Source organism: Ruania alkalisoli (genome assembly GCF_014960965.1).
Classification (GTDB): domain Bacteria; phylum Actinomycetota; class Actinomycetes; order Actinomycetales; family Beutenbergiaceae; genus Ruania; species Ruania alkalisoli.
Map to the genome: position 1 here is coordinate 505,869 of NZ_CP063169.1, position 12,441 is coordinate 518,309.

At 63.3% G+C, this 12,441-nt stretch carries 5 protein-coding genes; 4 read left to right on the forward strand and 1 reads right to left on the reverse strand.

The window, feature by feature from the left end:
* Positions 1-37 precede the first annotated feature (37 nt).
* The 4 genes from IM660_RS02135 to IM660_RS02150 all read left to right on the forward strand — a co-directional run bounded on the left by IM660_RS02135 (position 38) and on the right by IM660_RS02150 (position 10,689).
* Positions 38-3,010 carry a ligand-binding sensor domain-containing protein gene (locus IM660_RS02135; protein ID WP_193497802.1) on the forward strand — a complete coding sequence of 991 codons (2,973 nt, stop codon included), beginning with the start codon at positions 38-40 and terminating at the stop codon, positions 3,008-3,010.
* A gap of 188 nt (positions 3,011-3,198) precedes the next feature.
* Positions 3,199-4,488, forward strand: a complete 1,290-nt coding sequence (locus IM660_RS02140) for a mandelate racemase/muconate lactonizing enzyme family protein (protein ID WP_193497803.1) — start codon at positions 3,199-3,201, stop codon at positions 4,486-4,488.
* Between the two features lie 111 nt (positions 4,489-4,599).
* The gene (locus IM660_RS02145) at positions 4,600-8,388 is read left to right on the forward strand and encodes an LPXTG cell wall anchor domain-containing protein (protein ID WP_193497804.1); all 3,789 of its coding nucleotides are present in this window, start codon (positions 4,600-4,602) and stop codon (positions 8,386-8,388) included.
* A gap of 1,194 nt (positions 8,389-9,582) precedes the next feature.
* On the forward strand, positions 9,583-10,689 hold the full coding sequence (locus IM660_RS02150) for an IS110 family RNA-guided transposase (RefSeq protein WP_193496828.1): 1,107 nt from the start codon (positions 9,583-9,585) through the stop codon (positions 10,687-10,689).
* Positions 10,690-10,865: 176 nt separating this feature from the next.
* On the opposite strand, the gene IM660_RS02155 is transcribed toward IM660_RS02150, so the two are convergent.
* Positions 10,866-12,350: a sulfatase family protein gene (locus IM660_RS02155; RefSeq protein ID WP_193497805.1), complete on the reverse strand. Its 1,485-nt coding sequence runs from the start codon at positions 12,348-12,350 to the stop codon at positions 10,866-10,868.
* Positions 12,351-12,441 lie beyond the last annotated feature (91 nt).

Consider the following 12,441-nt stretch of genomic DNA (forward strand, 5'->3'; position numbering starts at 1 on the left):
GCACGACGCTGACATCGTGCACAAGGGAGAGATGACCATGAGACAGTCCAGAACGCTGCTGACGCGAGCAGCTGGCGTCCTGCTGGCGGGAGTGATGCTCGCCGCAGCGGGGGTCAGTGCACATGCGGAGGGCGATCCGCCGTCTGAGGAGCCCAATCGGCTCACGAACACGAGCTTTGAAGAAGGCGAGGACGCGACCACTGCCCCGGGGTGGTCACCGCTGTGGGGGAGGAACGAGCTTGTCTCGTTCTCCGATGAGCGCGCCAGCGATGGTGTGCGGAGTTTGCACATCCTCCGCGAGGACGGGATGCGCACCGGTGGATTCGTTTCGGAACGCGTGCCTGCAGACGCCGGTGAGACGCATGAGCTGAGCTTCGACCAGTATCGGGTGGGCGGCGCGCTCAGCGTCACGTTCTACTTCGACGATGCTGACGGGAACGTGATCACGCAGCCGTACGAGATGGTCCGCTCGACGACTGATACGTGGGAGCGGACATCGGTTCGTTTCGAAGCTCCTGAGGGCACCGTCTCGGCTCGACTGCTCTTCTATGCCGTCTCCGGGGCGACGCTGAACACGTTCATCGATGATGTGTGGTTCGGGCTGGCGAGTGAGGAGCCTGAGGAGCCCGAACTGTCTCCCGTCGAGACGATTCTCGCCCAGGACGAGAATCTCGAGTACCTCGGTACTCCCGTGACTACTCAGATCCCGAGCCAAGCAGCGCATGGCATCGAGGATGGCAGGCATGTGTCGTACCAGGCGTTCAAGGGATCGCCGGACGCTGGGTACCCCGCGACCTTCGCGGTGACCGACGTGGCGACCGGCGAGCAGGTCCGCACCTGCGTCATCGACGGCGCCGAACACTCACGGAATCTGAACATCGCTGACGACGGCCGCGTCTACTGGGGGACGTACCACGACTCCAAGCTGTGGCGCTATGACCCCGCCACCGGTGAGTGTGAGGACCTGGGCCGGATGAGCGACCAGAAGGACTCGACCTTCGGCATGTCTCCCGGTCCTGACGCTTCGATGTACATCGGGGCCTATCCCGATGGTCGACTCCTGCATGTGGACCCGGTGACAGACGAGGTGGAACTGCTGCGCGAGATCGATCCGAATGCGGACTACATCCATTCGATCGCCTATCACGAGGAGACCGACACGGTCTATGTCGGCTCGGGCGGGCAGGTTCCTCAAATCTGGAAGATCACCGATGCCGGACGTGGTGAACAGACACTGATCGCCGACAACTCCACGGCGCCAGGCCTGAACGATGGCGCGACCTTCGTGGGCCGTATGGACATCGTCGGTGACCGGATCTTCGCTCAGGTCGGGCTGCGGATGCTGGTCCTGGACCTGGACGGGAACGTCATCCACTGGGACGCAGACCAGACGCGCTACTTCTTCGGGCACCACCTCATCGCTGGTGCTGACCCCGGTACCGCAATCTTCTCGACCGCTGGCGGGACGCTGGTGGAGTACGACATCGCCACCAACACCTTCGAGCCGACGAATATCAGCATCGGCGGGTACCTCTCGAACGGCGTCGTCGACGACTCGAGCGGCACGCCTCTGCTTTATGGAACGTCCGCATCCGGTGTGTTCGTCGCCGATCTCGAGAGCGAATCGCTGGTCTCGGAGAACGCGATCGACTTCGCGCAGCCCACGCTGATCCAGAAGCTCCATGCGGGTCCCGGCAACTCCGTGTGGGCCTCGGGTTACATGGTGGGTCTGGCGCAGGTCGACAAGAGTGGCGCCGATCACGGCCCCACCATGCAGCGCGGTCAGTATGAGTCGGCTGCGGTGCGCGATGGGAAGCTCTACCTCGGCGCGTACGGGCACGCCAAGCTCGAAGTCCTCGACCCCGCGACATACGACCCCACCGATGGGAGCACGGTACCGAGGCTTTTCGATGGCCTCGCCGAGGGGCAGGATCGACCGTTCGGCATGGCGTACAACCCCGATCGAGACGAGATCTACATGGGCGCAGTTGCCATCTACGGCCAGACCCAGGGAGGACTCGCGATCTGGGACGGAGCCACTGGCGAACACGAATGGCTGACTTCCGAGATCGGCCAGGACGAGAACATCGTCTCCGTCGCGTACAACCCGGTCGACGGTCTGGTGTACCTCGGCAGCACTGTTGATGGCGGGCTTGGATCGGACCCGAGCGGCAACACGGCGGGCAAGTTGATCGTCTTCGATCCTGAGACTCGTACCGTCGTCACGACGATTGACCCCGCTGGGGAAGAGCGTGAGGGCATCACCGGATTGATGGTCGACCCCGACGGCGTGGTGTGGGGCGTCGCTGAGGAGGCGCTGTTCGCCTACGACCCCGCCACCGGTGAGTCGGAGGTCAAGGGCACCGTGGGCGGTCGCTACGGCGCTGGCACCACGTACTGGGCCTACGGGACCGTCACGATGTCGGACGCTGATGGAAGGATCTACGTCACCGCCGGCTATCGCTTCAGCGTTCATGATCCAGCCACCGGAGAAACGACGCGGATCGCGAACGGCCTCCAATGGAGCGCTGCTGATGAGGACGGCGACATCTACCTCAGCGCCGGTGCTCACCTGTTCCGGTACAACGTAGCCGGATCCGCTGATGAGTGGACCTGTACCGAGACACACACGGACCGGGTGGATGGTGGACTCACTGTTCCGGAAGATGCCGTGGTGTGCCTTGACGGCGCCCGCGTCAACGGTGGTGTGTCGGTAGAGGCAGGGGGAGCGTTGCTCATCGAGAACTCGTCATCGATTCGGGGCGGTCTGATGTCGGCGGATGCGGCGACCCTGCGGGTGCGTGACAGTGAGATCCGCGGTGCGGTGTCGGTGACGGGCACGACGGGTGAGTTTGTGTTCATGGGGAACGAGGTGCGCGGTTCGCTGCACTGTTCTGGGAACCTTTCGGAGCCTGATGACGAGGGGTCAGCTAACGCAATCACCGGTGCGGTCGCAGGCCAGTGCACTGCTCTCGCACCCGTTGAGGGTGACTCACCGAACCTGTCCTAGGCGCGGCCGCGTCGGGCGGCGCCTAACCGGTGTCCGGCGCGGTTCCTATCCACCTGCCTGTGCCACCAGTCCTGCACTGAGTTTCGGGGGACTAGTGGCGCAGGCGGCCGAACCGAAACGAAGGTGAGCGAGCCACTATGGCCGAAACTGACATTCGAGTACTGAGCGTCGCGGTTGCCTTTCGCGACGTGAAGCTTCAAACACCGCTGACGATCAGCGGCGGCGCGATCACGCACTTCACGGTGGCCGAAGTCGATGTAGAGGTGGTGAATCGTTCGGGCGTTCGCGGAACGGGGCACGGTGAGAGTGTGCTGTCGGTGCCGTGGGCCTGGCCAGGAAGCGCCCTCTCCGTCGAGGAACGGGACGCGGTACTGCGCGAGCTGGTGCGTGGCTATGCGCAGCGGGCCACAGCGCTCGGCCACGCCGATCCGATCGCAATGTGGCATCACCTGGTCGCCGACATCGAGGACGTTCTCCGGGCCGCACTGCCTGCCTCGACGCGGGAACGCGTCCCGAAACTCGGCGGATACCTCGCACTGGGTGCCGTCGACAACGCGCTGCACGATGCGTGGGGCAGGGTGGCCGATCGGAACGTATTCGAGATGTACACGGCTGACCACCTTGCGGATGATCTGAGCGCGTTCGGCCTGCCCGGCCGTTACCCCGACGATGGCGTCGAGCCCTCGCCGCGGCAGTCGTTGCCTGTGCAGCACCTCGTCGGGATCTCCGATCAACTGACTCCGGCAGGTGATGGAGCGATCACGCTTGGCGACTGGATCGCGCGGGAGGGGATCAGCCGTCTCAAGGTCAAGGTGGCAGGAGCCGACCCTGCTGTCGATGCTCAGCGGATCTCTGAGGTCTATCGCGCAGCGAGGTCACAGGGTGTCCGTCCGCACCTCGCCGTCGATCCGAACGAAGGATACCCGGACGCGACCCACGCGGAGACCATGCTCGACGAGCTTTCGGCTTCCGATCCGGAAGCCGCCGCCGCAGTGCAGTACCTGGAGCAGCCGATCCCGCGCTCAGCGGTCGCCGACCCAGGCACGTTTCGCCGCCTCTCCGAACGGGTGCCCACCATCATGGACGAGGGCTTCACTGCTCTAGCCCACATGCCACAGCTGCGAACTGAGGGATGGTCGGGTGTGGTCATCAAAGCCGGAAAGGGGCAGACTCCCGCGGTGATCGCAGCCGCTGTTGCGCGACACCTCGGGCTGTTCGTTGCCGTGCAGGACCTCACCGCTACTGGACTTGCATTCGTGCACTCCGCACGGATTGCGAGTTCGTTGCGGGTAAGTGTTTCGCAGCTTGAGTACAACAGCCGACAGTACGCCCCGGCAGGCAACGATGCAATCCGGCGGACTGCGCCGCGGCTTTGCACCGTCGTAGCCGGCGAGGTCTGGCTTGACGGTCTCAATGGGCCAGGTTTGTACGGCCGATCGGTCGCCGCGCGCCTAGAGGAGGTGACTGATGGCAATTGACTACCAGCGCGGCGTAGAGGCTGTAAATAGATCGTAAGTTCGGGCTGTGCTGGTGATCGTCGGGGTCGACATGACGACTCCAGAAGAAGCTACCTGAGGAGGAAATGCGAGATGCAACGAAGCATGAAGTTCCTTGCCTGGCTGGCGTGTGCGCTAGTTGGCTTGGTGGCCATTCCGGTTGCTGCGCAACCTGGGCACGCGGCACCTGAAGCCGACAACCAGACGGTGTGGGAGGAGCAAGATCTCGGACGTCCAATTAGTGGTGTTGCCACGGGATCGTCTGGCTATACGACCGACGGTTCTGGTCGGGAGATTGCGGTCGTGACCGCCGGTGGCCAACCGTCGGTGTTCAGCGCGGTCGACGTGGAGACGGGTGAGCAGCTGATGCGGGCGGAGATCCCTGCCAACGGAGCTCAAGTGTGGCAGTACGTGACCATGCCCGATCGCAGCATCTACTTCGGGACGACGAAGATCGGAGGCGTATTTCGATTCGACCCGGACAGTATGGAATTGACGCAGATCGATGAGACGCCGTTCGGTCAGCCCACAATCTTCGCCGCGGCCGCTGATGATGACGGTACGATCTTTTTCGGGACCTACCCCGACAGCAAGGTCCTCTCGTACAATACGGTGACGGGCGAGTGGCGGGACTACGGTCCAGTTCTCGCTGGCGAGGATTATGTGCGTAGCATGGACGTCGACGGTGACTACGTCTACGTCGGCACAGGAACCAGTTCGCGCCTGGCGCGAATCGAGATAGTGACTGGTGACGTCACCGAAATCCCACTGCCGAGCGAGTATGCGAATGGAACTTTCGTGTACGGGGTGAGTGTACGTGAAGGGCTACTGTTCGCGGTAACCAGGCCAGCTAATGTCATGTTGGTCTACTCCTTGGACGACGAAGAATGGGTCGACGAAATTCCTAACTCAGTTAGCCACGGTGTCTCACCCGCCTTCTCGTCCCAAGAATCAGCCGGCCCGCTGGAAGGTGTCGATACGGCGTCTTCTGGCTACACTGAGAATGCGTCTGGCGATTCGATGGCAATCATCGCCGATCGCGGGGATCCGACAGTTGTTCGCGTTGTCGACGTCGAGTCGGGTACGCAGCTCATTTCTGAAACGATTCCTCGGCGAGGTTCGCAAGTGTGGGGGTATGCGACGGCCCCGGACCGCAGGGTGTACTTCGGGGCGACAGGATCAGGCGAAGTGTATCGATTCGACCCAGATTCTCTGGAACTCGAAACGATTGCCGAGATGCCTTTTGAGCAAACCCATTTCTTTGCTGCGGCTGCCGACTCTGATGGTCGCATTACTTTCGGCACCTATCCCGATGGGAAGGTCATATCTTATGACCCGTCGAATGATCAGTGGCGCGACTATGGCACGGTTGTCGCTGGTGCCGACTATGTGCGCAGTCTGGACGTGGCTGACGGTTACGTATATGCAGGCACGATGGGTGACGCGCGACTGATGAAACTCGATCTTTCGAGTGGCGACAAGGTCGAGATTCCCTTGCCGGTTGAGTATAAGGACGGCACGAGCGTGAATGCCGTCAGCGTTCGCGGGGAGTACGTGTTTGTCCGCTCCAGCCCTGCGAATGTGGTTCTGGTGTACTCGCTAACCGAGGAACGATGGGTTGACGAAGTTCCCAATATGATTGGATATGACATCTCGCCAATCGTCACGACTGTGGACACTGGCGAGGAGCGTGAGGAAGTGGTGCTTTCGTCGGAAGGAGGGGAATTCGTCGCATACGACCTGCAGTCGCAGGATCGGCGGGTGATCTCGTTGTCTGCTCCGGGTGCCGCACGCGGATGGGGAACCTACGACCTGTCCCTCGCGGGCTTTCCTGGTTCGTCCATCGTCACGGCTGATGGAGATGGGACCTTTCGTGCCTGGAGCCCGCAGACAGGCGCCACCGAGACCTTTGAGGTGAGGTCCGGGTCTGGGCAGGTGCGGACTGAAGTGCTGCTGTCACTTCTCGGGCCGGAAGTAGTTGCCTACGATCTGAATACTCGCGAGCGGCGCGTGATATCTATGTCGGTGTCTGGCGCCGCACGGGGTTGGGGCTTGCAGGAGTTCTCCCGTGAGGACCTCCCTGGCGAGTCGCTTGTGATGGCGCGTGTGAACGGTACGTTCCTAGTGTGGAACCCGCAGACTGATGTAAGTGAGACGTTCCGGCCCGATGTCGCTCGTGGCGAGTACTTCATCCGGTCCATGGCTGCAGGACCTGACGGAAACGCTTGGGTCGGTGGGTACATTCAAGGCATCGGTCTCGCCGATGCCGACACTGGCGATACCCGGATGTTCACGGCTTCAGGACAGCCGGAGTCGATGACTGCGCACGGTGACTACATGGTGTACGGGACATACGGCGGTGGGCAATTGTGGTCCTATGACTCAACTCAGAGTTGGGCTTACGGGACCAATCCAGGCTCGGGAGTCACGATCGGTCACGAACAGGACCGCCCGGTGACGATGACCTCCGCGGGTGACGTCGTCGCCGTCGGCAGCGTGCCCTACTACGGTGAGCTCGGTGGTGCGCTGTCCTTGTACGACCCGACGACGGGCGATCTGGAGGTCTTCCGCAACGTCGTTCAGGACCAGTCAGTCCTCTCATTGGCTTATAGGGATGGCCTGATCTACGGCGGCACCGGCATCTGGGGAGGCTTAGGAGTAGAGCCGACGACCGATGATGGACATCTCTTCATCTTCGACCCCGAGACGGATGAGGTCATCTATTCAGGTGTACCCGTACCCGGTGCAGGTAATGTGTCGGCACTGACTTTCGACGATGACGGCAATCTCTGGGGTCTCACTTACGGGGAGTTGTTCAAGTTCGATCCGGACTCCCGCGAAGTCGTCCATATCGAGACATACATGGAGGGCGATTCCGACAACCCCTACTGGACTGGTCGCGAGCTCTTTTGGAATGACGGCAAGCTGGTCGGGTCCACGATGTTGGGCTGGGGATCGGGCGAGCGAATCTTTGAGATTGAGCCGGAGTCGCTGGAGATGACAGTCCTGGTCTCTGACGCGATCAACTTGGCGATCGACCGAAACGGTTCCTACTATTACAGCAGGGGCGCGAATCTGTACCGGCTCGTCGAGTCAGATGTCGACCCGGTGGACGGCCCGCAGGTGAGCGTGACGCCAGCGGAGTTGAGCGAGTCCAGGGTCGCAGATGCCGGGGTGACGATTGTTGGGACCGGGTTTGGCCCAGACTCGCCGGTGGACCTGTCAGTAGACGGTGAAGATCTGGGTTCGGCCGTCGCGGATGGTGATGGTGCGGTCGAGTTCACGTACGCGGCGGAGCTAACAGCGGGTGAGTATGTGGTGGCGTTGACAGCCGGAGTGGGCGGCGCACAGACGGTCCTCACCGTGACGGCCGATGCCGATCCCGATCCGGATCTTCAGATCCCGGCCGAGGCACCGGAAGAGGATGCACTGACGCCAAGTTCTGAGGGCGGGATCTCTGTTCCTCCGATCGTCGATCAGGGCGCGACCATCCCCGTACAGATCGGTTCTGAGCGCGCCGGGGAGCGCGTGGGTGTCTGGATCTTCTCCGACTCGGTCTATCTGGGCGCGCAGACTGTCGGTACTGACGGTTCGGTGGTGGTGACACTGCCAGAGACCTTCGTCGGCGATCATCGGATCGCCGTCTTTGCCGAGGATGAGACTGTCATCGGTTGGGCCGAGATCGAGATCCTCGCCACCGGCGGCGGCGATCCCAGCAGTTCGGAGGCCGACGGCGGAGGTACTGAGGAGCCGCTGCCGGAGACTGGGCTCGATGCTGGTTGGCCGGTGCTGATGGCACTCACAGCGTGCGCCCTCGGTGGGGTGCTGCTGCTGTTGCGGCGCCGGGCTCTCGTCCATCGGACGAGCCGGACGCCGAACTAGTCGCTAGTGACCTGGCTGTCCTCGACTGATGAGTCGGTGGGACAAAGGGACGTGCGAAGCAGGGGTCGGCGACGTCAGTAGATGCGACGCGGACCTGCACGCTGGTGCGACTGATGAGACGCGTGTTTGTTGCGCGGCGGCGTGAGGCCCGTCGTGTCGATGGAGATCTTCGCACTTCGTCGACATGACGGGCCTCACGCCCGCCATGTCATCTTGCCCGACGACTGCTTGGCACACCCACCACTGGTCGAGGTGATCGCGCACATGCCGGATTCGTGCGATCCTCGCGGGCCCCCCTTGTCCATTGTCTTGATGCTGGTTCAGGCCGACGTTGTCGCTGGAGCCAAGAGCATTGGCGATCGGCTAGTGGCCACCGACGTCGACCAAGAGGCTCTGGCTCACAGGGAGTGCGCACAGATGACCTGCTGCCCACGCTGACCCACGACACCGGTGTGGTCACTGTTCGACTGGTCGCCGACGCTACGACCAACGAGATCCCTGTCCCTATGTCCGGTTGTGCTGGATCAGTTCGATCCGGCCAATCTCCCCATCGCCGCCGACGCTTGCAGTGTCAGCGCGCGACCGCCGGGGACATCACCAGCCACGGCTACCACTTCGCCCTGACTGTCAGGGAAACGAGCCGCTCCTGAACAAGCAGCTCAAGGCGCTGCCATGCTCGAACTTGCCCGCCGCCGCCAGCATGGACGCAGCCAATTCCCTGCACTGGGTCTGCGACGTCACTTTCGATGAGGACTTGGCCCAACTACCCACCAGGCACGGGCCCAGGTCGTAGCTGCTGTCCGAACACGACGGTGCAGCCTGCTGCGCCGCTCAGGCTGTGGAGAAATATCGCTGCCGGCCTTGAGGACATCACGCCAGAGAACGCAACCGACCCATCGACCTCGTCTTGAGCGCATGAAATCGACTGTGAGTGTGGTGTTCGCAGCCTGGTGGTGATGGGCTGTGGGTGGTGGCTTGGAGTGTGACTCGCTAATCGACTGGCCGTGTGTGCCTTTCGCACGACTTGTCCGCTCCGGGTCGCCGCCTCCGGCCCGGTCGGAGCGACTGGCCTGATCAGGAGCTTGACCGGCGGGCGTAGTAGCGCCCGTCGTGTCCCATCTACAGTCCTGCCGATTCTCCTACCGGACCGGAAAGCAACAACGTCCCGTCCCGTTCCGAAGTGGAGGAAACGTCATGACTAGTCTGAGTGATCTCGTCGAGGTTGTCATCGGGGTCGACACCCATGTCGATACCCATACCGCGGCGATCATCGATGCTGGCACCGGTGGGGTGCTCGGCCAGGTACAGGTCGCGGCCACCCCGGCGGGGTATGCCGAGCTGGTCGAGTTCGTCGATACCCACCTACGCGGTGAGGATGAGGCTGATATCGAGACCGATCCGTGCGCCGCCACTGGTGGACGGGCGTGGGCGATCGAGGGCACCCGCTCCCACGGGGCGGGTCTGACCCGACATCTACAGGCTCGTGGTGAGCTGGTCATCGAGATCGACCGCCCGCAACGGGCCAAGCGCCGCCGTGGAGCCAAGTCCGACCCGATCGACGCAGTCCGCGCCGCACGGGAAGCGTTAACCCGCGAGCACCTAGCCACCCCACGCTCAGGCGGGAACCGGCACGCCCTCGCGATCCTGCTGAGCACCCGAGACTCCCTCGTGACCGAAGCAGGCCGCGCCGCACGGCAAGTGTTCCACCTCATCATCACCGCCCCCGAACCCCTGCGAGCGAAGTTCGCCGGCAAGAAACTGCCCGCGATGATCACCACCGCCGCCCGGCTACGCACCCGGCCCGGTCAAGACATCGAGACCACCACCACGATCACCATCCTGCGCGACCTGGCCCGCCGCGCCCAAGACCTGACCACACAAGCGGCCCAGTACAAGAAACAGATCCACCACATCGTGACCAGCATGCGCGCCGACCTGCTCGATCAGCCCGGCATCGGCCCCATCGTGGCCGCACGAATCCTGTGCGCCTGGTCCCACCCCGGACGCATCCACTCCGAAGCCGCATTCGCCATGCTCGCCGGCGTCGCCCCCATCCCAGCCACCAGCGGCAGAACCACCAACCGACACCGCCTCAACCGCCACGGCGACCGCCAACTCAACCGAGCACTCCACGTCATCGTCCTGACCCGACTACGCCACGACCCACACACCCGCGCCTACGCCCAACGCCGCACCACCCAAGGCCGCACCCACCGCGAAATCACCCGCTGCCTCAAACGCTACATAGCCCGCGACATCTACCGACAACTCGAACACCACAACCCCACAAACACCCCTTGACAGAACATAGGAGCGTCGTTGCCGCCTACCTCAATAATCACCGCAGGTCACAGGACCGCGCCCTCGAGAGCGCCCTCGTGAGCCAACTCAGGCCGTGATCTCCGCGGACCAGTACTGAATGTCGCTCTCGACTGTGGGCGCGCAACCCGAGAGCGACGGTCGCTCAGCGGAAGTGCTCAAGGGGCGGTCTCCGAAAGAGGCAGCGGTGCGATCGGGCGCCCGTAGTCATCGATGTCGGCAGGGAATCGTGCAGCCGGAGTGGCATTCCACGCGTTGATGGCGGTGCCCGTCAGCCGGTCGAGCAGCAGTTGGGCATGGCGTCGCACCAGGTGGTCGTTCGCAGGATCGCCGGCCAGGTTGACCAACTCGCCAGGGTCCTCCTGGAGGTCGTAGAGCTCCGGAGCGCGACCGCCGTCGTGAAAGATGTACTTGTACCGCTGCGTGCGCACGCATTTGCTGCGGTGTCGACGGTCGTTGGTGGTGAACTCGCACAGCGCCGACGAGCGTGGTTCAGGATCGTCGAGGCGTTCGTGGCAGTAGCCGCGCAGGCTCTGGCCCGGAAGCTCCGGAGGTGGCGCGATCCCGGCCAGGTCCAGCACCGTGGACGCCACATCGACGTGCTCGACGAGGTCGCCGACCTCGCGACCAGGTGTGCCGTGGGCACCAGAGAGCGAGGTGACCGTCAGCGGTACGCGGATGACGGACTCGATGAAGTTCGCTTTGCCGAGGGTTCCGTAGTCGCCCAGCATCTCACCGTGGTCGGTGGTCATGATGATGACAGTGTCGCGGCCGTCGTTGCGTTGCTCGGCCGCTGCGACGATGGTGGCCACCATGTCATCGATCAGAGTCATCATCCCCCAGTAGTAGGCAACGATCCGGCGAATGTTCTCGTCGCGCTCGGGTCCATCGAACTGCGGACGACGGTCTCCCACCAAGGCCGACCCGCTGACAGCATCGAACAGATCAGGCACCGGCATGGATCTGGGGTCGTACATACTCGCGTAGGGCTCGGGTGGGTCGAACGGCGTGTGTGGACCGCAGAAGCCCACGGCGGCGAAGAACGGCCCGTCGCGCTCTCTGCTGACGTAGTCGGCCGCGTTGGCCCCGATCCAGGAGTCGATGTACTCCTCGGCCGGGATCGGGACCGGGACGGCCGTGTCGAAGTCCGTGTACTCGGACGTGCGACGCGATTCGTAGATGCGCTCGTAGGCGCCCGGGTTGCGCTCCTCGAGCCAGTTCTCATAGACCGGGCCGAGCTGCGCCGGACCCAGTGGAGACCCCGAGGAGACCGTCCAGCGCGCTCCCTTGCCCTGCGTGAGTCGTAGCTCGTCGAATCCGCGGGGTGGGAGCAGATGGATCTTCCCGAAGGCCGCCGTGTGATAGCCATGCTGCTGGAGCCGCTCAGCGAGTGTCGTCTCGTCGGGTGGCAGACCAGGCGTGGCCTCGATGTCGCTGCGCATGTACTCCACGCCGTGCTGATGCACGTACCGCCCAGTGTTCAAGCAGGCCCGGCTCGGCATGCACACCGGGTTCTGGATATAGGTATGGGTGAACAGCGTCCCGCGCGCGGCGAGCGCGTCGATGGCGGGCGTGCGCACATGCTCGTTGCCGGTCACGCCGAGAGTGTCGTAGCGCTGCTGGTCCGTGGTGATCAGAATCATGTTGGGTGCGTTCTCGGCGGAACGGCTGGAGTTCTGAGGTTGCTGGTCCGCTGGCATCGGTAGCCCTTCCGTCGCTGAGCTCACAGTGGCG

What these genes read in the sequence shown, in the direction of transcription:
- IM660_RS02155 (WP_193497805.1), bottom strand. Translation starts at nt 12,350, where the DNA reads ATGATTCTGATCACCACGGACCAGCAGCGCTACGACACTCTCGGCGTG.
- IM660_RS02135 (WP_193497802.1), top strand. Translation starts at nt 38, where the DNA reads ATGAGACAGTCCAGAACGCTGCTGACGCGAGCAGCTGGCGTCCTGCTG.
- IM660_RS02150 (WP_193496828.1), top strand. Translation starts at nt 9,583, where the DNA reads ATGACTAGTCTGAGTGATCTCGTCGAGGTTGTCATCGGGGTCGACACC.
- IM660_RS02145 (WP_193497804.1), top strand. Translation starts at nt 4,600, where the DNA reads ATGCAACGAAGCATGAAGTTCCTTGCCTGGCTGGCGTGTGCGCTAGTT.